The sequence below is a fragment of the Ideonella lacteola genome (assembly GCF_038066555.1).
Taxonomy (GTDB): Bacteria; Pseudomonadota; Gammaproteobacteria; order Burkholderiales; family Burkholderiaceae_C; genus Ideonella; species Ideonella lacteola.
The window spans coordinates 187,605-207,756 of the sequence record NZ_JBBUTG010000012.1; the positions used below are offsets into that span (position 1 = coordinate 187,605).

General features: G+C 67.5%; 17 protein-coding genes. 6 read left to right on the plus strand and 11 right to left on the minus strand.

What is annotated here, in order from left to right; genetic code table 11:
- Position 1 precedes the first annotated feature (1 nt).
- The 7 genes from AACH06_RS18865 to AACH06_RS18895 all read right to left on the minus strand — a co-directional run bounded on the left by AACH06_RS18865 (position 2) and on the right by AACH06_RS18895 (position 7,787).
- Complete coding sequence (locus AACH06_RS18865) at positions 2-1,651, minus strand: ATP-binding protein (protein ID WP_341427301.1); 1,650 nt, start codon at positions 1,649-1,651, stop codon at positions 2-4.
- A complete protein-coding gene (locus AACH06_RS18870; RefSeq protein ID WP_341427302.1) occupies positions 1,651-2,571 on the minus strand; it encodes a transporter substrate-binding domain-containing protein in 921 nt (306 codons plus the stop codon). Before AACH06_RS18870 ends, AACH06_RS18865 begins: the two co-directional genes overlap by 1 nt.
- Positions 2,568-2,957, minus strand: coding sequence for a response regulator (locus tag AACH06_RS18875; protein WP_341427303.1), 390 nt, complete (start codon positions 2,955-2,957; stop codon positions 2,568-2,570). Before AACH06_RS18875 ends, AACH06_RS18870 begins: the two co-directional genes overlap by 4 nt.
- Positions 2,958-3,117: 160 nt before the next feature.
- Positions 3,118-3,792 (minus strand): hypothetical protein, encoded by a 675-nt coding sequence (locus tag AACH06_RS18880; protein ID WP_341427304.1) that lies wholly within the window; start codon positions 3,790-3,792, stop codon positions 3,118-3,120.
- Positions 3,789-5,381: a vWA domain-containing protein gene (locus AACH06_RS18885; protein ID WP_341427305.1), complete on the minus strand. Its 1,593-nt coding sequence runs from the start codon at positions 5,379-5,381 to the stop codon at positions 3,789-3,791. The genes AACH06_RS18880 and AACH06_RS18885 overlap by 4 nt, the downstream gene beginning before the upstream one ends.
- Positions 5,378-6,625, minus strand: a complete 1,248-nt coding sequence (locus tag AACH06_RS18890; RefSeq protein ID WP_341427306.1) for a toxic anion resistance protein — start codon at positions 6,623-6,625, stop codon at positions 5,378-5,380. The genes AACH06_RS18885 and AACH06_RS18890 overlap by 4 nt, the downstream gene beginning before the upstream one ends.
- A 37-nt stretch (positions 6,626-6,662) precedes the next feature.
- Entirely contained in the window at positions 6,663-7,787 is a 1,125-nt protein-coding gene (locus tag AACH06_RS18895; protein ID WP_341427307.1) for a hypothetical protein, read from the minus strand.
- A gap of 339 nt (positions 7,788-8,126) precedes the next feature.
- Between AACH06_RS18895 and AACH06_RS18900 the strand changes: the two genes are divergently transcribed.
- The 3 genes from AACH06_RS18900 to map all read left to right on the plus strand — a co-directional run bounded on the left by AACH06_RS18900 (position 8,127) and on the right by map (position 10,870).
- Positions 8,127-9,674 carry a methyl-accepting chemotaxis protein gene (locus AACH06_RS18900; RefSeq protein WP_341427308.1) on the plus strand — a complete coding sequence of 516 codons (1,548 nt, stop codon included), beginning with the start codon at positions 8,127-8,129 and terminating at the stop codon, positions 9,672-9,674.
- Positions 9,675-9,769: 95 nt separating this feature from the next.
- Positions 9,770-10,024 carry a ParD-like family protein gene (locus tag AACH06_RS18905; protein ID WP_341427309.1) on the plus strand — a complete coding sequence of 85 codons (255 nt, stop codon included), beginning with the start codon at positions 9,770-9,772 and terminating at the stop codon, positions 10,022-10,024.
- Between the two features lie 51 nt (positions 10,025-10,075).
- The gene (gene map, locus AACH06_RS18910; RefSeq protein WP_341427310.1) at positions 10,076-10,870 is read left to right on the plus strand and encodes a type I methionyl aminopeptidase; all 795 of its coding nucleotides are present in this window, start codon (positions 10,076-10,078) and stop codon (positions 10,868-10,870) included.
- A gap of 8 nt (positions 10,871-10,878) precedes the next feature.
- Here the strand turns inward: map and mdeB are convergent, their stop codons facing one another.
- On the minus strand, positions 10,879-13,596 hold the full coding sequence (gene mdeB, locus AACH06_RS18915) for an alpha-ketoglutarate dehydrogenase (protein ID WP_341427311.1): 2,718 nt from the start codon (positions 13,594-13,596) through the stop codon (positions 10,879-10,881).
- Positions 13,597-13,726: 130 nt separating this feature from the next.
- Between mdeB and AACH06_RS18920 the strand changes: the two genes are divergently transcribed.
- Entirely contained in the window at positions 13,727-14,188 is a 462-nt protein-coding gene (locus tag AACH06_RS18920; RefSeq protein ID WP_341427312.1) for an Lrp/AsnC family transcriptional regulator, read from the plus strand.
- Between the two features lie 16 nt (positions 14,189-14,204).
- On the opposite strand, the gene AACH06_RS18925 is transcribed toward AACH06_RS18920, so the two are convergent.
- From AACH06_RS18925 to AACH06_RS18935, 3 genes are all read right to left on the minus strand, one after another.
- Entirely contained in the window at positions 14,205-15,194 is a 990-nt protein-coding gene (locus AACH06_RS18925) for a ribonuclease Z (protein ID WP_341427313.1), read from the minus strand.
- Between the two features lie 84 nt (positions 15,195-15,278).
- Positions 15,279-16,802, minus strand: a complete 1,524-nt coding sequence (locus AACH06_RS18930) for a Tle-like phospholipase domain-containing protein (RefSeq protein WP_341427314.1) — start codon at positions 16,800-16,802, stop codon at positions 15,279-15,281.
- Between the two features lie 132 nt (positions 16,803-16,934).
- Entirely contained in the window at positions 16,935-17,411 is a 477-nt protein-coding gene (locus AACH06_RS18935; protein WP_341427315.1) for a hypothetical protein, read from the minus strand.
- A 139-nt stretch (positions 17,412-17,550) separates the two neighbouring features.
- Here AACH06_RS18935 and AACH06_RS18940 point away from each other — a divergent pair, with 139 nt between their 5' ends.
- Positions 17,551-18,348 (plus strand): DUF3472 domain-containing protein, encoded by a 798-nt coding sequence (locus AACH06_RS18940; RefSeq protein ID WP_341427316.1) that lies wholly within the window; start codon positions 17,551-17,553, stop codon positions 18,346-18,348.
- A gap of 103 nt (positions 18,349-18,451) precedes the next feature.
- Positions 18,452-20,143 (plus strand): hypothetical protein, encoded by a 1,692-nt coding sequence (locus tag AACH06_RS18945; protein ID WP_341427317.1) that lies wholly within the window; start codon positions 18,452-18,454, stop codon positions 20,141-20,143.
- Positions 20,144-20,152: the final 9 nt, after the last annotated feature.

The following is a 20,152-nucleotide window of genomic DNA, read 5'->3' on the forward strand; positions in this document are numbered from 1 at the left end:
CCTATGGCTGGGCGGGCAGCCGCAAGCTGAAGCAACTGCCTTCACCCAGGCGGGACTGGACACTGATCTGCCCGCCGTGGGCCTGGACGATCTGCTGCACCAGCGCCAGGCCGAGACCGGTGCCTTCGTACTTGCGCCGAGGGTGCAAGCGCTGGAAGGGCTGAAAAAGGCGGGCCATGTCTTCCGCGGCGATGCCGATGCCGTTGTCGGCCACCTGGATGAGCCAGTCGGCGCCGTCGCGTTGCGAGGTCACCTCGATCTTCGGTGCGCGGTCGGCCGGCATGAACTTGAGCGCGTTCTGCAGCAGGTTTTGCAGCACCAGCGAAAGCAGCACGGGGTGGCCCAGCACCGCGCCGTCGAGACGGGCATCCACCTGGGCCCCGGTCGCGGACATCCGCTGCGCGAGCGCCTGCAAGGCCTCGTCGCAAATGGCCTGCAGCTCGACGCGTTCAAACGCGGGCAATTGCTCGTGCTGCAGGCGAACGAACTGCAGCACGTCGTCCAGCACGGTGCGGATGCGGGTGCTGCCTTGTTGCATGTGGCGCAGGAACTGGCGGCCTTGCTCGTCCAGCACCGCGCCGCAGCGCTGTTCGAGCAGCTGCCCGAATGCCGAGATCGTGTTCAACGGCTCGCGAAGATCGTGGGCCGCGATCCGCACGAACTGCTCCAGGCTGTGGTTGGACTTCTCCAAGGCTTCGCTGCTGCGGGCAAGTCGCTCGCGGCTCAGCCGCAGCTCTGAAATGGCCGCGGCCAGCACTTGACCCGGCACCAAGGTGAAGGCGAAGGCCAGATACAGGTAGGACACCGCCCAGTCGGAAGCCTGGGGCGGCGGCACGAACAGGCCACGCCCCAGTGCATAGGCAATGGTCAGCGAGCTGATGGCCGTGAGCAGTGCCACGCTGCGCAGCGGCACCAGCCCGGCGGCGAGCAGCAAGGGCAGGGTGATGCTCACGAAGGGAAACGGCAGGTAGATCAGCGAGGCGAGCGTCACGCCGACGGACATCGGCACCAGTGCGAGCGTGCGCAAGTCGAACACGGTGGCCCGAAGGGCCGCACGGCCCCCTTGCACCATCAGATAGGCCAACGGCATCACCGACAGCGTGCCGATCACCGAGCTCGAGAACCACGGCAGCCAGATACCGGTGAACGTGCCGTCGTGAGGCACGGTGATGGTGAGCGTGCCCAATGTGGCGCCCACCACCTGCGGCAAGACGCCGCCCAGCACCACCAGCCGCATCAGGCCGCCCTGCGACAGGTTCTCGCCGGCAGGCGGGCCGTGGCGCCGCAACAGCAGTGCTCCGAGCACCACCTCGGCGAGGTTGGCGGGCGCGAAGGCCATCGCGTTGCGCCAGTCGTCGCCCCAGATCACGTTCGCCAGTGGGTTCAGCAGTGCCAGCGTCACCACCAGCACGGGCCACCGCGCGCGTGGCTGCCCGTGAAGCATGGCGATGGCCACCGCGTTGGCATACCAGACGCTGGCCACCGAGTTCGCCGTGCGTGACAGCAGCAGCGAGAGCAAGGCCGCTGCCAGGTAGGCGATGGCCAGCGTGCTCAAGGTGACCCACAGCGGGGCCGGGGGCGGTGCCGCGGGCTCTATGGCCTCGGGCGCTGGCGGGCGGTCGCCCGACCTCGCGCGCAAGGCCGGTGTCATCACGACACCTGACGGCGCTCTTGGCGTCGTCGCTGCCAAGCCCAGCTCAGTGCACCTGCCCCTACCACCGCCAGCAACACACCGGCCACGCCGACCATCACCGCACCTTGCTCGCGGCGCAGAAAGTCGTCGTCTTCAATCGGCTTCATCCATTTGGCGATCACGGCCTGCGCATCGGCGCGGGGCACGAGGCGAATCCCGTCGTTGAGCTTTTCCAGCAGGTCGGTGCGCTCGCGAGGAACGGCGAAGCTGAGCGTGTATTCGAAACCCACCGTGCCCCACCGCGCCAGGCCCTTGAGCTGGTGGCGCTGTTTGACGAAGGCGGCGCTCGCGGTGTCGACCACCGCGGCATCGAACCGGCCCTCGGCCACGCCGCGCAAGGCTTGCACATCGTCGGGCACGGCCTGCCAATTGACTTGCGGCATGCGCGATCGCACGAAGGCCTCGACGCCGTAGCCCTCACCCACGGCCACCGTGCGCCCCACCAGAGCCGAGAGCACGGTGCCGCCGTCCGCCGTGTCGCCCGGCGCCTCGGCGGCGCGGCCCACCACGATGGCCGGCACGCTGACGTACGGCACGCTGAAGGCCAGGTAGGCGCCCCGCTCGGGCGTGGGCCGGAGTGACGAAATCAGATCGGCCTCGCCTCGCCGCAGGCGTTGCAGCTGCAGCTTCAGTGGCGCCGCCGGCAGCACCTGGATGTGCAGCCCGGCTTGCTTCAGCACCAACTGCAGCATGTCGACCGACAGCCCGGCCAAGTGCCCTTGCTCGTCGATGAACACGAAGGGCCCGTAGTCGCGTTCGGGCAGGAAGCGCAGCGGCTGGGCGGCGCCCTCTGCCCGCGCTGGCGGGCTGGCGCTCAACAAAGGGACCAGCGCGGTGGCCGCCACGGCCAGCACCGCCCAGGCAGAACGCCGCCTCACGGCCGATGCTCCATGGCCCCGAAGGTCGAGCTCATTTGTGAGGGCGAGATTGGCTTGGTGAGATAGTCGCGCACGCTGTGGTAACTCATGGCTCTGTCACGGTCTGCCGCCAACGGAGACGAACTTACCATCACCAGCCGGGTGGCCGCCCGGCAATCGGCCGGCAGTGTTTCGAAAGCATCGAGAAACTCGAAGCCGGTCATGCGGGGCATGTTGATGTCCAGCAAGATCAGATGTGGCCAGTGCGCGTCGGGCTTGCGTAACTCGTCCAGCGCATCGTGAGCGGATTCAAACGATCGCACCACCGCACCGGGGCTCGTGCCCTCGATGACGATTTGCTCGTACAGGATGTCGGTCTCGCTGTCGTCAATGAGCCAGACGTTCATCGCTCCAGGCCTCCCGATGAGGTCCGGGCGAGGACAGGGATCAGCCATTTCTGATCGGCAGTGCGCAGTCGCCGCAGACCACGTCAAACCTTAGCAGGGTGCGGGGCGCTGTGCAGGCCATCTGCCAGCAGGAAGCAGTGTCTTTGCATCGCTGGGGACGTCAGACCGACAGGAAATCCGGGCGGCTGAATTTGGCTTCGAGGAAGCGGCCGTGCGCCAGCAGCGCGTCAGCGTCCTGGGTGGCCACGTTGGCGGCGATCTGTCGCAGTTGCCGATCGAGCAGGTCGAGTTGCCGCCCGAGGTGCTGGCGCGCGGTGAGGCCATCCTTCAGCACGTGGCTGGCGCGGAAGGCCGGTGGCAGGGCGACGTAGTTGGCCAAGGTCTCCGGCAGGTAGCTCAGCACGGTCTCGCGCACGGTGAAGAGCTCGCCGTGATCCGGCCCGCCGTGTGACAGCCTGGGCAGCACCTGCGCCACCGTCTCGCGCAGGCGGGCCAGCGTGCGCGCCAGCTCGGGGCCTAGGTGCGGCGCGGCCTGGGCGATGAGCCGGTCCAGGTGCTTCATCACTTCGTCGTGGCTCAGGCTGGCGGCGATGCGCCGCTCCAGTTCCGGTGTGCGGGGCGCCAGCAGGTACCCCGCGGCATAGAGGCCGAGGGTGATCGCCCACCACAACGGCCCGATCACGCCGGCGAACAGCAGCAGCGGCCCGGCGAGCGCGAGGCTGCAGCCGGCGATGTTGCCGTGGCTGTAGAGGAAGATCAGTCCGCGTCGCTGCCAGGGCGGGGAGGTCGGCCTGCCTTGGATCGGATGGCCGGGTGTGCTGCGGTTCGGCTTCACTGGTAGCCCCGGATCTCCTTGAACACCTGGGTCAGGGCGGTTTTGCGCGCGTCGAACGTGCGGCCGCCGGTGAGTTGGGCGACGCCGTCCATTTCGCGCACGTTGCCTTCGCCGAACAGGATGGGGAAGACGCGCACCGGCCCCGGGCCGCTCCACCGGCGCTTGAATTCGTCGTAGCGCAGGCCCGAGTTGCTTTCGCCATCAGTGAGAAGCAGGATGCTGATGAACCGGCCCGGCTCCTGCCGCGCCTCGTCGCGGGCCAGGCGCTCGGCCGCGTCGAGGGCCGAGTACACCGCGGTGCGCCCATCGGCCTTCATGGCGCTGGCGAAGCTGCGCACCTCGGCGTGTCCGGCTTCGGCACGGGCGCCTTCGAAGCGCACCCAGCGCGGCGAGGCCACCTTGTCCGAGAACGTGATCAGCGCCACCTTCTCGCGCGCCTGGAAGCGGGCGTATCGGGCGCTCGCGCGGCTGCTGTCGGCGCCTGCCAGCATCAGCAGGGCATCGCGCATGCCTTCGAGGCGCTTGCCGTACATCGAGCTGCTCACGTCCAGCACGAGGATCGAGGTGGTCGGCCGTCGCCACTCGCTTTGGTAGGCCGAGAGCACTTCGTCGATGACCTGCAGGTTGTTCGGAAAGGCCAGTTCCGAGACGGCCTGCGTGGGCAGCGCTGCGTTCGCTGAGGCTTCGGGGTTCGATGGCCGCAGGAAGGCGGCGGCGACCGCTTCGCGTTGGAAGGGGGTGGCCTTGTAGGCCTGCACCAGCTTGTCGTAGTCAGCCCGCCGGGCGGCGTTGAGCAGCATCAGCGGGTAGTCGGCTGAGATGACCCCGTCTCGCGGGTAGATCAGCTGCAGCGCGTCGGCCGGAGCCCGGCGGGCGTTGGCCTGCAGCAGCACCGATTCGTAGTTGACCATGGCGTCGAGCGTGCCGGCGTCCTGCCCGAAAGCCTCGGCCAGCCAGCCAGAGCTGCCGGCCGTGAGGCTCTGGCCCGCCAGGAAGGCCTTGATCGTCGGGGTGTCGACTTCGTCGGCGCGCAGGTCTTCCGTCTTGCCGGCGGCGGCCGAAGCCACGGCGAAGAGGGCGCTCATGCCTGTGTTCGATGCCGTGGGGTTGGCCATGGCGTAGCGCAGCTTCCCGGTGCTGGCCGCCCGGGCGATGTCGGCCCAGGTGGGTGGTTGGCGGTCCCAGCCCAGCTGGCGCGCCTTGTCGGGCTTCACCCCGAGTGCCACCCGCGAGTAGAAGAGCTTGTCGCGGGCCACCGGTGGCTGGGCGAGGGCCAGGGTGGGGTAGGCACCGTTGGGCGGCAGGATGGCATCGAAGCGTTCGCCGCCGTTGATGCGCTCGACGATGTCGAGCGTGCCGGCGTAGCTGAGCTGCAGGCTGACTCCTGCTGCCAAGGCGGCCTGCGTGAGCGCCGGGGCCATCTCCTTCAGCTCGGACCCCGCCAGGATGCTGAAGCTGCCGCCGCCGGCCGTGGGCGTGCTGGGTGCTGTCGGCCCGTTCGCTGCCGCGTCATCACGCCGGCTGCAGGCGGCCAGCAGCACGCAGGCGACGAGGAACAGCGCCGGCAGGCCCTGTCGACCCGCCCTCACAGCCGCACCTCCCGGGCCAGCGCGGCGGGCCTGGCAGGGGCCTCTTGCTGCCTCACACGGCCGAGGTGATGCTGGGCCTGGCTCACTTCGTGGGCCAGCGTATCCACCGTGGTCTGCATCGAGGCGAGCGCCTTGACCTTGTACTCGGCGATCGCGTCCATCGCGGCGTACACATTCTGGAAGGCCTGCTTGAGCTGATCCAGGTCGACGGTGGCCGAGACCGCCTGTTGGTGGATCGCCGTTCCCTGGTCGCGCAGCATCTGGCTGGTGTGGGCGATGAGGTGGCCGGTGGTGCTGTGCAGCGCGCCGATCTGGTCCAGCACCAGCTTCTGGTTCGCCAGCGCCTGGGCCACGATCACCGCGGTGCGCAGGGCCGAGACGGTCGTGGTGGTGGCGCGGTCCACGCCCTTGATCAGTTCCAGGTTGTTCTTGCGCACCACGTCCAGGGCCAGATAGCCCTGGATGTTCACGCTCATCTGGGTGAGCAGGTCCTGCACCTTCTGCCGGGTGTAGAAGAGCATTTCCTCGCGGACCACGCGGGCCTTGTCGGCGTCGGTGGCGTCGAGCGCCATTGCCTGGGCGGCCAGCGCACCGTCCAGCTGGCGCCCGACGTGGATGTACTTCTCCAGCCGCTCCATCAGCGTCCAGAGGTTGGCCTTTTCCTGCTCGATGGCTGCGTTGTCGCGCAGCAGCTCGTCCTTGCCGCGGCGCAGCGACTCGATGATTGCGTTCAAGTGGGCCTGGGAGGACTGGTAGCGGTCGAAGTAATCCACCAGCTTCTGGCCGAAGGGGATCAGTCCGAGCAGCTTGCGCGGGCGAAGCAGATCGCCCTGGCGCGCGGGATCGAGCTCTTCGATCTGCCGTCGCAGCTGGATCAGGCCCTGGCCAATGTCCGAGCCGGGGACGAGCAGCCCGTTGTTCAGGCTGCGCACCGGCCGCTCCAGCAGCCGGTTCGAGACGGCGGCCGAGGCTTCGATCTCCGTCGTGCCCAGGGCGTGGATGCGGGCCACCGCCGCGCGAAAGGCCGGCGAGGGCAGGTCGTGGGTGGTGATCTCTTCGATGAAGCCCTGCACCTGGGCATCGAGTGCTGCCACCTCGTCGGGCTTGAGCTTCACCCGGCCGCTGGCCGATTCGGGCGGGATCGCCGCCACCGCGCGGGGTGGTTCGAGCGTGAAGTCTTGCGGGGCCTCGGTGGCGGCGCTGTCTGACGTGAGCCCCGTATGGTGTGGATTGTTCTTGGTCATGTTCCCTCCTTGTGTGTTGTGAATGAAATCGTTGTCGTCATGGAGACCGTTGTTCGATACCGCGGACCATGCGCTCCAGCCATTCGTTGCTGGGGGGCTCGACCACGTCGACCAGCACGTCGGGCACCTCGATGCCGCGCTGGCGCCAGAGCTCAGGGCCCTTGCGTTCGCCGGCGGTGCGGTAGCCGTACTCGTGCGCCAGGCTGCGCAGCGTGGGGTCGGCCTCCAGCGCCTGGCCCAGGCGGTGGCCCGTGGCGGTGTAGGGCACCACCACGTGCTTGGAGTAGAGGGTGGGCTGCGGGTACAGCATCACCATGTCGCCCCGGGCCTTGTCGGGGTGCTTGAGCCAGAACTCGATCAGCTGCGACTCGTAGGCCACCAGCATGGGTGTCTTGCCCATCCCGAGGGCGAGGTAGTCTTCGAACGGACCGGCCGTCGAGTTCTCTTGGAAACCCTGGCGCGAGAACAGGGGGGCAACCTGGGCCAGGACCCGCTCGACGTCGGCGTTGCTCTGAACCACCTGCTCCCCGTTGGCGAGGTAGCTCGCCAGCGCCAGGTACATCGCGGCGCTGTTCGAGCTGCGCACATCGGTGGAGGCCAGCAGCACCCCCTTGCCTGTGGCGAAGGCCGCGCTGCCCTTCAGCTCTCGCCAGCGGGTGCCCTTGGCGCTCAGGGCCAGCAGGGCCTTCATGTCGAGCGTGTACTGCCCGCCAGGCATTGGCTGGGCGATGCCGTTGGCGACCAGGATCTCAGCGATCGGCCGCCAACTGGCCACCACGATGGGCGTGTAGAAGGGCGTGTAGACGGCGTTTGCCCGGGCTGCCTGCTTCAGCTGCGCGGCTGCAGGCGCCCCCGAGGGGAATCCGAAGTCGAATCGCTTGGGGTCGTAGCTGTTGGCGATGGCGCGCGAGCCGGCCTTTTCCACCGCTACCGTCAAGCCTCGCTGATCCAGTGCCCGCTTCACCCTGTCGTCGGCGAAGAAGGCTTCCTTCTCCGATCCGATCACGCCGCGCAGGTCGGCGCGCTGGCGTTGTTCTTCTTCTATCGCTGCTTGTTGCGATTGCCCCTGGCGAACCTCCCGGTTCGAGTAAAGGGCTGCGGCACCGACTGCCGCCAGAAGGCATGCCGCCAAAACAGGCGCGGCCACCTTTCGTCCATCCATCTGACCTCCATGTACGGCCTCTTACCGGACCGCTGGCACTAAGGTACCAAGCCTTCGTGACGGATCCGTGACGATGAAGGCCGATGGTGTGGCTCGTTCGCTACCTGGAGTTGCTTGCATCCACCTTGCACGGGTGCCTGCGCCTTCCGCCCGCTGGTCGGCGCGACCTTGGGCCAATTGGTGATCTTGTGCACGTTCGCAGCGCTTAAACGAGCCGATGGGCAGACGAACCCATCAATGCAACCGTTGCCAACCATGTGAGCGTGGCATCTGCAGCGGCCACCTTGAAGGCATCACCACCCCTTAAGCGGAGCGTGCCCAATCGGGCATGGATCGAATTTGAGCGTACGCACCCGTCTCACCCTGGCATTCGGGGTGATGTTTCTCCTCCTGCTCGTCAATGGGTTCGTCGGGCTGAGAAGCCTCGGCGAGGTGCAGGGGTTCGGGCAGTCCGTTTACAACGATCGGGTCGTACCGTTGCAGCAGCTCAAGCACATTTCCGATGCCTATGCCGTCAACGTCATCGATGCGGTGAACAAGGCCAACGCCGGGCGCATCGGCGCCGAAGATGCGCTGAGTGAACTGGTGAAGGCGCAGAAGATCGTCGATGAGAATTGGCAGGCCTACTTGGCCACCGAGCTCACGCCCGAGGAAGAGGTTCTCGCCCGGCAGGCCAAGGCGCTGTTCGTGCCTGCCGATGCGGCCATCGCCCATGCGGCGCAGCTTCTTAGAGCAAAGGCGGGCAAGGTGGATGGGCAACTCCAGGACATCGACGGCCCGCTGTACGACAGCATTGATCCCATCAGCAGCAAGCTGGCCGAATTGGTCGATCTTCAGCTTCGCGTGGCTCAGGCCGAGACCCAAGAAGGTGCGCGCGTCTATGCGCAAGCCCGCTGGATGTCGATCGGTCTGATCGTCGGTGCGCTGGTGGCCGCCAGTGTGTCGGGCTACCTGATCACCCGCAATCTGATGTGCGCATTGGGCGCGGAACCCTCGGAGCTCAACGAGGCAGCCAAGCGTGTCGCTGCAGGCGATCTCAGACCAGCAGCGGTGGGAGACCGCGCGCCGACAGGCAGCGTGGTGGAGTCTCTCGGCGTCATGCAGCGAAGCCTGGCGTCACTGGTCGGGCAGGTCAAGCTGGGCAGCGAAAGCGTGGCCGCCGCCTCCGTCCAGATTTCGCAGGGCAATCTCGAGCTCTCTGGCCGAACCGAAGAGCAGGCCAGTGCATTGCAGCAAACGGCGGCGACGATGGAGCAGATCAGCAGCACCGTCCGCCACAACGCCAACAACTCCAAGCAGGCAAGCCAACTGGCTTGCGCGGCGGCCGGTGTCGCCAGCCAGGGCGGCGAGGTGGTGGCCCAGGTGGTGAACACCATGCAGGGCATCAGCGATTCCAGCCGCAAGATTGGCGACATCATTGGCGTCATTGACGGTATCGCCTTCCAGACCAACCTCTTGGCGTTGAACGCTGCGGTGGAAGCGGCCCGCGCTGGCGAGCAAGGTCGAGGGTTCGCCGTCGTTGCCAGCGAGGTGCGGGGTCTGGCTCAGCGAAGTGCCGAGGCTGCCAAGGAGATCAAAAACCTCATCAGCCGCAGCGTTGAGCAAGTAGAGCAGGGAACATCGCTGGTCGGCGAGGCCGGCCAGACGATGGGCGAGATCGTTCGATCGATCACCCAAGTGAGCCAGATCGTCGGCGAAATCAGCACCGCGACCGTGGAGCAAAGCCACGGCATCCAGCAGGTGGGGGCGGCGATCGGCCAGATGGACCAGGTGACGCAGCAAAACGCCGCGTTGGTCGAAGAGGGCGCTGCTGCCGCCGAGAGCCTGAAGAACCAGGCCGAGCAATTGGTGCGTTCGGTCTCGGTGTTCACGCTCGCGCCGGCCTGACCCGACCAAGCGCACTGGCATGTGAACCCGCTCAGCGCAAGCGGGTTTGCTGGTCGGTTTATGCGAAACGTATATGTTTCGCATATCATCGCCCCATGGGCATCGTCAAACTCTCCGATGAAATGCACGAGAACCTGCGCGTGGCCAGCGCAGCGTTGTCGCGGTCGATCAACTCGCAGGCCGAGCACTGGATGCGGGTGGGCATGTTGGCCGAGATGCACCCGAATCTGTCGCACGACGAGATCTGTCAGATGCTCGTGCGTGCCGAGCTCGCCGGCGGGCTGGATCTGGCGCGCTTGGTGTCGGCGCCGCCGCCCGGGGCCGGGAAGGCGGTGCGCCGTGCGGCCTGAGTGGCACACAGGCACCGGCGCGCGCATGCACGCCCAAGGGATGGTGTGGCGATGAGGGGCCCCATCACGCTGCGCACGCCATCCGAGATCGCCAGCCTGAGAGAGTCGGGCCGGCGGGCGGCCCAGGTGCTGCAGATGATCGCCCCGTACGTACAGCCCGGGGTCAGCACGCATGAGTTGGATGAGCGCTGCCACGACTTCATCGTCAACGAGCTGCGTTCCGTGCCGGCCAATGTGGGCTACCGCGGCTACGAGGAAACGCTGTGCACGTCAGTCAACGAAGTGGTGTGCCACGGGGTGCCTTCGCCCAAGGTGGTGTTGAAAGCGGGTGACATTGTCAACATCGATGTCGCGGTGATCCACGAGGGTTGGTATGGCGACACCAGCCGCATGTTCGCGGTGGGCCAGGTGTCGGCGCCCGCGCGCCGCCTGGTGGAGGCCGCCTACCTGGCCATGAGGGCTGGCATTCGGCAGGTGCGCCCTGGGGCCACCATCGGCGATGTCGGGGCGGCGATCGAGCGCGCGGCCCGTCAGGCCAAGTATGAGGTGGTGCGCGAGTATGGCGGCCACGGTATCGGCACCATCTACCACGACGTGCCGGACGTGCTCAACTTCGGTCGACCGGGCCAGGGCGTGCAGTTGGAGCCCGGCATGGTGTTCACCGTCGAGCCCATGCTCAACGCTGGGGGGCGCCGCGTGCGTGAGCTGGACGACGGGTGGACGGTGGTCACCGTCGATGGCTCGCTCTCGGCGCAGTGGGAGCACATGGTCGTCGTCACCGGCCGCGGCTTCGAGGTGCTCACCCCATGGCCGGACGGCCTGGGCGGCTACCCGGCCATCGGCTGAGCCTGCTGTCACACCGCCCACGGCGCAGGCGCTTCGGGCGCCAGACCGTAGCGCTCGATCGCGTCGGCGCAGGCCTTCGCGTCCACACGTCCTTGCGCGCGCAGCGCGGTGAGGGCGGCGAGAACGATGTGGCCGCGGTTCACCTCGAAGAAGCCCCGCAGTTCGGCGCGGGTGTCGCTTCGGCCGAAACCGTCGGTGCCCAAGGCGGTGAAGGGCGCCGCCAGGAAGGCGCCTGCCAGTTGCGGCCACGCGCGCACGTAGTCGCTGGCCGCGACCACGGGATCGGTGCCGGGCAGGCACTGGGCCAGGTGGCTGGTGCGAGGGCTGGACTGCGGGTGCAGCCGGTTCCACCGTTCGACCTCCCGTGCGTCGCGGGCCAGCTCGGAAAAGCTCGTGGCGCTCCACACCTCGGCGTCGATCTGCCATTCTGTGGCCAGGCATTCGGCGGCGGCCAGCACCTCGCGCAAGATGGTGCCGCTGCCCATCAGCCGGACGCGCCCGATGGCATGCCCCGCCGGGGTGTGCCGGGCCAGGCGGTAGAGGCCCCGGATGATGTCGGCCTCCACGCCGCCGGTCAGCGAAGGCTGGGCGTAGTTTTCGTTCATCAACGTCACGTAGTAGAAGACGTCTTCCTGCCGCTCCAACATGGCGCGCATGCCGTGGTCGAGGATCACTGCGAATTCGCTGGCGAAGCAGGGGTCGTAGGCGCGGCAGTTCGGCACCGTCGCGGCCTGCAGCAAGCTGGCGCCGTCCTGATGTTGCAGCCCTTCACCGCCCAGCGTGGTGCGGCCGGCGGTGGCGCCCAGCAGGAAGCCGCGCGAGCGCTGGTCCGCCGCTGCCCAGATCAGGTCGCCGACGCGCTGGAAACCGAACATCGAGTAGTAGATGTAGAACGGCAGCATCGCGAGCCCATGCACCGAATGGCTGGTGGCCGCCGCCGTCCAGCTGCTGATGGCGCCAGCCTCGCTGATGCCTTCTTCCAGGATCTGGCCGTCTGTGGCCTCGCGGTAACTCAGCACCGAGCCGATGTCTTCTGGCTCGTAGGCCTGACCACTGAACGAGTAGATGCCCACCTGTTTGAACAAGTTCGCCATGCCGAAGGTGCGCGCCTCGTCGGCCACGATAGGCACGATGCGGGCGCCGAGTACCGGGTCCTTCAGCAAGCCGGTGAGCATGCGCACGAAGGCCATGGTGGTGCTCATCTCCTTGCCATCGGCCGCCAGCGCGAATTCGGCGTAACGCGCCACCGAGGGCACGGTCACCGGCGCGGCATAAGAGCGACGCACGGGCACCGGGCCACCGAGCGCCGCACGCCGCTCGTGCAGGTAGCGCAGCTCGGCGCTCTCTTCGGCCGGACGCACGAAGTCGAGACGTGCCGCCTGCTCGTCGGTGAGCGGCAGTGCGAAACGGTTGCGGAACGCGATGAGGTCGTCGCGATCGAGCTTTTTCTGCTGGTGCGTCGTCATCCTGCCCTGACCGGCTTCGCCCATGCCGTAACCCTTCTTCGTCTGCGCGAGGATCACGGTGGGCTGGTCCACCGTGCGCACGGCCGCGTGGTAGGCCGCATGGATCTTGACAAGGTCGTGCCCGCCGCGTTTGAGGCGGTCGATCTGCTCATCCGACAGCCCCTGGGCCAGGGCGGCGAGGGCCGGGTCTTGGCCGAAGAAGTGCTCGCGGTTGTAGCGGCCGTCTTTGGCGGCGAAGGTCTGGAACTGCCCGTCCACCGTGTGCGCGAAGGCACGGGCCAGTGCACCTTGCGTATCGCGGGCGAAGAGCCCATCCCAGTCCGAGCCCCAGACGAGTTTGATGACGCGCCAGCCGGCGCCCGCGAACAGCGCCTCGAGCTCGTCGATGATGCGGCCGTTGCCTCGTACCGGGCCATCCAGCCGCTGCAAGTTGCAATTGACGACCCAGATGAGGTGATCCAGCTTCTCGCGGGCGGCCAAGGTGAGGGCGCTCATGCTTTCGGGCTCGTCCATCTCGCCATCGCCGAACACCCCCCAGACCTTCCTCGACGAGGTGTCGAGCAGCCCGCGGTGCTGCAGATACCGCATGAAGCGCGCCTGGTAGATGGAGCTGATGGGCCCGAGGCCCATCGAGCCGGTGGGGAACTGCCAGAAGTCTGGCATCAGCCAGGGGTGCGGATAGCTCGACAGCCCGCGTGCGCCGTGCCGGCGAGCGGCGATCTCCTGCCGGTAGTGGGCCAGGTCGTGTTCGCTCAGGCGGCCTTCGAGAAAGGCGCGCGCGTAGACGCCCGGCGCGGAGTGCGGCTGATAGAACACCAGGTCGCTGGCCGGCGCAGGCCCGCCGCGGAAGAAGTGGTTGAAGCCCACTTCGAACAGATCAGCGGCGCTGGCGTAGCTGGCGATGTGGCCACCCAGCTCGCCATAGGCCTGGTTGGCGCGCACCACCATCGCCAAGGCGTTCCAACGCGTCAGCGACGCCAGCCGCTCTTCCATGGCCAGGTCGCCCGGGAAGGCGGTCTGCGCGTCGGCAGGGATGGTGTTCACGTAAGGCGTGCCGCGTGCAGGCTGCCAGCCCACCGCTGGCCCGCGTGCCTCGGCAGCGAGCATGTCGAGGATGCGGCGCACCCGCGCCGGGCCGGCGGCTTTCAGCAGCGAAGCCAGCGCATCGCGCCACTCGGCGGTTTCTTCGGGGTCGATGTCGGTGTCGATCGATGTTTGGGTCTGATGGGCGATGTGCAGCGGGCTGGCGGGGGCGTTCATCGGCAGAGGCAGGTCCGGTTGACGTGCAGCCACTGTAGGAGGCTCTCCGCGGCAGCATCGGTTTGATTGGCTTGAGAAAATGGCCCGATGCAGCAGAATGTGCTGCCAAACGTCAGATCAGAGGCATGAAGTGGAATTCGACACGCTGGACCTGCGCATCCTGCGAGAGCTGCAGGCCGATGGCAGCTTGAGCAATGTGGAACTGGCCCGCCGCGTGGGCCTGTCGCCATCGCCGTGCCTCGCGCGGGTGAAAGCCTTGACGGCTCACGGCGTCATTCGGCAGTACGTGGCGCTGCTGGATGCGAAGTCACTCGGCCTGCACTTGAACGTGTTCATCTCCATCAGCCTGAAGCAGCAGACCCGCGCCGCACTCGAGAGCTTCGAGGCCAAGGTCTGCGCGCGTGACGAGGTGATGGAGTGCTACCTGATGAGCGGCGATGCCGACTACCTCATCCGCGTGGCGGTTCGCGACATGGAGGCGCTGGAGCGCTTCATCCTCGAACAGCTGTCACCGATGAAAGAGGTGGAGAAGATCCGCTCCAGCTTCGCGCTCAAGCAGGTGCGCTACAAGACAGCGCTGCCGGTGCATTGAAACCGGCCGGCCAGACTCAGGTCGGCGGGCCCGATACCGGGCCGAACTCGCCGGTACGCAGCAGCCGGTAGCGGGCGAAGTCGTCCGCCAGCCAGAGTTGGCCGCGGTAAGCCGCGGCGGCCTCGGCCCGGATGTCGTCGATGGTCGGGCCCGAGCCCATGCCGGAGCTTTCACCCGTGTTGGCCTGGTAGCGCGCGCTGAAGTGCGTGAGCACCAGGTGGGGCAGGCCGACCGATTCGGCGAAAGCCGCCACCGCAGCCGCGTGGCTGTGGCCGACGCCAGGCCCCACCTTGGCGGCCACGTCGGCGGTGTAGGTGGCTTCATGCACGAGCACCTGACAGCCTGCGCAGGCCTCGGCCAGCAAATCAGGCCGGTCGTTGTCGCCGCCCACGATGATCTTGCGCGGCGCGAAAGGGTGCTTCAGGTAGTCGGCGGGGCGCAGCACGCGTCCGGCGTGTTCGACCTCGATGCCCTTCTTCAGTCGGCCCCAGAGCGGGCCTTGGGGCACGCCGTCCTGCGCCAGTTTCTCGGTGTCCAGCATAGGCTCGACCTGGGCCTCGGTGAAGGCATAGGCGAATGACGGAACGCGGTGCGACAACTCCACCGCATCCACCCGCCAGGGGCCGAGGGGCAGATGGCGCACAGGTTCGGCTCGGATGAACTCCATCTCGAACGGCAGGTGCAGTTGGGTGGCGGCCTGCGTGGCGCGCAGCCACTCTTCGATGCCCTCAGGCGCGATGATCTGCAGCGGCGCCTGGCGCCCACTCAGCCCCGCGCTCGCCAGCAAGCCCGGCAGCCCGTAGCAGTGATCGCCGTGCACATGCGTCACCAGGATGGCCCTCAGGTCGCGCAGCGACAGCGGGCTCTTCAGGACCTGGTGCTGGGTGCCTTCGCCCGCATCCACCAGGCACCACCCTGGCCCTTGTTCATCCAGCACGGCCAGCGCCGTCACATTGCGGCTCTTGGTGGGCGTGCCGGACGAGGTGCCCAGAAACAGCAGCTCCATGGATGGTTCTCCCTCTTGTGTGGTGTCGAGGGCGAAGTATCGGTGGAGCGCGTCGGGCTCGATGGCCCGCTTGCGCGCGGGCACTTACATGAACGGCAGGTGCCTCAGCACCGCGTCGCCCGCATCCGCCAGCTTGCTGGAGGCCCAATCGGCTGCGGTGCCGGCGGCGTCGAGCGCGGTGTCGACTTGGTCGCCCGATTGGTCGAGCGCCAGTCGGGTCGCATCTCCGGTGTATTCGACTGCGCGTGCGCTGAACTGCGTCAAGCCGGTCGGCAGCCCGAGGGCCTGGCCTGTGTCGCGAATGCCATCGCCGAGATGGTCGGTCACCACCGTGGCGGTTCGTCCGGAGAAGTCTTGCGCTTGGTCCAACAGGCTGCCGGTGGCGTCGAGTGCACCCTCCTGGACATCACCGGTCACGCGCAGGAACGCGAGTGGGCTGTCTTGCCGAAGATCAGCGCCGACCTCGGCCCGGGTGTCGCCGCCGATCTGCACCAGCTCCGACAACGCGCCGCGAGCGGTCTCCAGCGTGTTGCCCGTCTGCTGCAGCAGTGCGCCGCGCACTTGCGGCACCAGGCCCAGCGGCCCCGCGGGTGCGAAGGCCAGGTGGGTGGCCCCGGTGACGTAGGGGTTCTCGACGATGCCCGGCTTCATCGCACTGCCGCGCATGATCTCGACATACGATTGGTTGTCGCCGGGCAGGCCGTGCAGCGCGATCAGATTGCGCGGGTCTTTCGGGTCACCCTGCGGGCTCTTCCACGCCGTGTGCCAAGGTGTGCCCAACTGCTCTGGCGCGCCCCGGCGCCCGACCGTGCTCAGCCAATCACCGTCGACCGAGTAGCTGCGGATCTGGCCCTTGTTCTGCACCTCCGCACGCACATCGTTGGGGTTGACAAAGCCCAGGCGCCGCAGCGTTTCATTGCTCACCCCCGCCGCGTTGAATGTGACCGCCGGGGCGCCGGTGGCGGCTGAGGCGGTGGCCGCCAGCCCGCCGCCCAGCGAGTGGCCGGTGAAGGCCACGTTGCCAGCGCCCGCGGCCTGTTGAACGGTGCGGGCCAGCCGGGTGGCCTGCTCGTACTGCGTGCCGCTCATGCCGACCGCCTGGGCGCCATCGGTGAGGGCGTCGCTCCAGTTGTCGGTGGTGGTGCCGGCGAACGCGACCACGTAGTGGCCTTGGCCATCGGTGTAGACGGCGGCCCGCAGGCCGGTGTTCTCGTCTTCGAGCAATGAAGGGTCCACCGGCAACTCGCGGCCGTTCTCGGCGCGCAGTGTCGAGCCGCTGGCCTGCATGCGCGTCCAGCCCTGGGCACGCAAATCCTTCTCAGACTGGTTGCCGGTCGACGTGCCAGACGAGGGCCGCGTGTAGCAATCGTTCGCCATCTGCGCGAACTTCAGATCGCCCGCTTGGGGCTGCTGGCCGCGAAGGCTGTCGGCGAACGAGGGCTGGGCCGGCGCGGCCGGTGCGAGCGGTGCGGCGCCGGTACCGGGGGTGGGCGCTGCGCTGGCGCTCGGCTGCGGCGAGGGCGGGGGGCTCGGGGGCGGGATGTCCGGCTGCTGCGGATACTGGGCGTGGTACAGCGAGGCGCGGGATGCATCGATACCAGGCAACATGGAGGCTCCTCGAGGCCGATAGGCCTATCGCCAGCGCGGGCGGGTGGATGGGTGGGCGGGATCAGCCGCCGGATTCTTGGAACCTCACCCAGATCGATGCAACTACGAGTTTTCAGCACTGCGCCGCGAGCGCTACGGCAAAGGGCGGCCTCGCTGCCAGCGCCGCTTGCCCAGCACCCAGGCCGTACCCAGCACGCCCGCCGTCATGCCAGCGCCCTGGTGAACGAGGAACAAGGCACCGGTGCCGCAGACGAAGCCGGCGCTGAGGTAGAGGTTGCTTTGCCCGCGGTGCTCGGCCCAGAGCGACAGGCCGATGGAGCACAACGCCAGGTAGGCCGCGAACGCCACCAAGGCGTTCAGTCCGGTCTCGTCGGTGAAGGCCAGCAGGCCAGGGGCGCGGGCTTCGTCGGTGCCGTAGGGGTGTGGGGGGCGCACCAGGCCCCAACGTTCGGCAGCGTTCAGCAAGGCGCTGCTGTAGGCCCCGCGAAGCGTCTCGAAGTGCTCGGCCACCAGGTCGAGCGCCATGGAGATGGCGCCAAAGACGATCGAGCTGATGGCCGAGGGTGAGTGGCCGGGGGATGGGTTGGCAGAAGGTGTGAGTCGAGGCATCGAATGGAAACCAAATGCCAACATCAGGGGTTGATGGCGATTTTGGCCGGGTCGATCTGTTTCGGGCAGGGCGCACGGCGGGCATAGTCCGCGCACCTCCGATCACCGGGCCCCTCAGGCGGGGCCCGAACCGAACGTCATGACTGACCTCCGTTTTTCAAGTGCTGCCAGCTGGGTCGCTCGCGGCGTGGTGGCTCTGGGCGTGGCCCTGGCCGGCCCGGCCCATGCGCTTTACACCAACTACAGCTTCGCCGACGACGCGCCGGTCTACAGCCTCGACATTTATTCGACCTGGGCCTTCGATCCCAAGCCGCCCAACAACGTGTTTGCGTCTCACCAGTTCTGGTTCGAAGCGGGCCCCGCGGGCTACATCGGCACCCAGATCGACAGCCGCAAGAAGGCGATCTTCGCCGTGTGGGACAGCGACCAGAGCAGCGGCACCGCGCAGCCCGTTTCCGGCGCCGGTTGTGCGCGCTTTGATGGCGAGGGCTCGGGCGCCAGTTGCCTGATCGACTACAAGTGGGTGGCCGGTCACGAGTATCGCCAGCGGGTGTGGGCGGTGGGCTACCAGAACGGTGCAGAGCACTGGCAAGGCTCGATCCTCGACATGACCACCGGCGTCGAAACCGTTCTCGGCGTGATCTCGGTGAAAGACACCGAGGGACACCGGGGCTATGGTTGGCTGCAGGCCAGCAGCGTCACCTGGATCGAGTACTACGGTGGCGGTTCGTGCAACGAGCATGCCCACACCAAGGTGAAGTGGCGCGGGCCCTATGCCAACGGTGGCACCGTGAAGGCCGCCTCCGCCAGCGTGTCCTACGACCCCAATGGCTGCAAGAACAGCAACGCTGAAGGTCTGAAGCGGCCCAAGGTGATCCAGGAAAGCGGCAAGGGCGTGGTGCGCCGGAACCCGGACGGTACCTCGCTCTGGAAGTGAGGTGACCGGGCTGCGCAGCCACGCAGCCCGATCGAACCTTTGGTGATGGGCGAGGGCGGTGCGGGTCGTTAGACTGCGACGCCGCACACAGCTTTGGTTGACCATGCCCTCACTGCCTTTCGCTCGCGCCGCTTCGGCTTCGACGGCACCCTGCCTGGTGATCGCTGGCAAGGTGATCGCTGGCAAGGTGATCGCTGGCAAGGTGATCGCTGGCAAGGTGATCGCTGGCAAGGTGATCGCTGGCAAGGTGATCGCCGGCCTGGTGATCGCCGGCCTGGCGGGGGGGCCGCTGCCCGCAGCCGCCCAGCCCACGCCGGCAGGCCCGATGGGCGACGGCAGCTACACGCTGCCCTCGCTGGTCACCGACACGCGCCTGATGCCCATCCCCGCGCCGGGCGCCTACCCGGTGCAGGGCGACACGGTGATCGACCCGGTCTCGGGCATGCACTTGTCGCGGTTCGCCGACAAGTCGGAGCTGACGGGAGACTACGGGGGCTACCACAGCGCGCTCTCGGCCATCGTCTACTCGCGTTACAGCCCCACCAACACCACCGGCGAGTTCGTGCTGGTGCACGGCGACAACTCCACCAGCGCCTGGGTGTACCGCACCGCCAAACACCGGCCCACGACGATCCTGCGCTTCAAGCCCAGCCTCGGCGCGGCATCGCGTGCGCTGGGTGAACTCAATGAACTGCGTTGGGACTACAGCGGGAAGTTTCCGTACCGCCTGTACTTCGTCGGTCGCTCGCTGCCCGCCTCGCAGAGCGTGCAGGGCGAGCGGCCGGGCATGAGCTTCTACCGGGTCGACATCGACCCCGCCACCGGCCAGCAGGGCACGCCCGTGCTCATTCGCGATTTCAGCGCTGACTTCCCCGGCTTCACTGGCGGCGAGATCATGAACGACGTGGAAGGCGATTCGTCGCACGATTCGCGTCGCTGGGCCTGGATGGTGATGGACACGCAGCGCGGCAATGGCTACCTGCCGTGGGCCATCTTCAGCTACGACAAGGCGCAAGACACCATCACGGGGCGTTTGCAGCGGTCTTGCAAGGGCTCGCCGGCACCGTGCCGGGCGCTCGACACACCGGCCACGCCAGCGCCGTACCTGACACGCCCGAACATGGTCGAGATGTCGCCCACCGGCAACCGCGTGGTGGTGCATTTCGAGCGGGCCTACGCCGGCCACAACGAGGCCGACATCGGCACCGTGGCCGATGGCCCCAAGGCCTTCCGGCGTGATTTTTCCAAGCCGGTTCGCATCGGCGCCGACGCCACGCACTCTGGCTGGGCCTGGAGCCTGGACGGCAACGAGCTTTTCATCTCGCAGAACAACCGCAACGATTGGATCGAGGCGGTGGACATTCGCAGCGATGCCAGTGCCAAGTGTCAGAAGATCTCGGACAACTCCTATGGCTGCGGCACCAAGGTCATCCCCTACAGCCGGCTCGATGGCGGCAGCTGGACGCTCGGCATGCACTTCGGGCGCCTGTACGACCGAAACAAGCGCGGCTGGCTGGTGATGAACACCTACGACAGCAAGGGCTACACCACCTGGGGCAAAAACCAGAACCTGCTGGTGCAGATCAACGACGGCACCCAGAAACCCTCGGTGGTGGCGCGCCTGGGCTCCACCGCCAACCAATACTTCGACTATCGCAGCGAGGGCTCCGGCGCGCTCGATTTCCAGGGCAACAGCATTTGGACGACGGGCAACTGGGGCTTCACCGACGGCCGCGGCGATGTGTTCCGCATCCGCCTGCCGGACAACTGGTTCGAACTCCTGCCCCAACCCTGATCGGCTGGC

What these genes read in the sequence shown, in the direction of transcription:
- AACH06_RS18925 (WP_341427313.1), bottom strand. Translation starts at nt 15,194, where the DNA reads ATGGAGCTGCTGTTTCTGGGCACCTCGTCCGGCACGCCCACCAAGAGC.
- mdeB (WP_341427311.1), bottom strand. Translation starts at nt 13,596, where the DNA reads ATGAACGCCCCCGCCAGCCCGCTGCACATCGCCCATCAGACCCAAACA.
- AACH06_RS18935 (WP_341427315.1), bottom strand. Translation starts at nt 17,411, where the DNA reads ATGCCTCGACTCACACCTTCTGCCAACCCATCCCCCGGCCACTCACCC.
- AACH06_RS18865 (WP_341427301.1), bottom strand. Translation starts at nt 1,651, where the DNA reads ATGACACCGGCCTTGCGCGCGAGGTCGGGCGACCGCCCGCCAGCGCCC.
- AACH06_RS18875 (WP_341427303.1), bottom strand. Translation starts at nt 2,957, where the DNA reads ATGAACGTCTGGCTCATTGACGACAGCGAGACCGACATCCTGTACGAG.
- AACH06_RS18940 (WP_341427316.1), top strand. Translation starts at nt 17,551, where the DNA reads ATGACTGACCTCCGTTTTTCAAGTGCTGCCAGCTGGGTCGCTCGCGGC.
- AACH06_RS18895 (WP_341427307.1), bottom strand. Translation starts at nt 7,787, where the DNA reads ATGGATGGACGAAAGGTGGCCGCGCCTGTTTTGGCGGCATGCCTTCTG.
- AACH06_RS18890 (WP_341427306.1), bottom strand. Translation starts at nt 6,625, where the DNA reads ATGACCAAGAACAATCCACACCATACGGGGCTCACGTCAGACAGCGCC.
- AACH06_RS18905 (WP_341427309.1), top strand. Translation starts at nt 9,770, where the DNA reads ATGGGCATCGTCAAACTCTCCGATGAAATGCACGAGAACCTGCGCGTG.
- map (WP_341427310.1), top strand. Translation starts at nt 10,076, where the DNA reads ATGAGGGGCCCCATCACGCTGCGCACGCCATCCGAGATCGCCAGCCTG.
- AACH06_RS18945 (WP_341427317.1), top strand. Translation starts at nt 18,452, where the DNA reads ATGCCCTCACTGCCTTTCGCTCGCGCCGCTTCGGCTTCGACGGCACCC.
- AACH06_RS18930 (WP_341427314.1), bottom strand. Translation starts at nt 16,802, where the DNA reads ATGTTGCCTGGTATCGATGCATCCCGCGCCTCGCTGTACCACGCCCAG.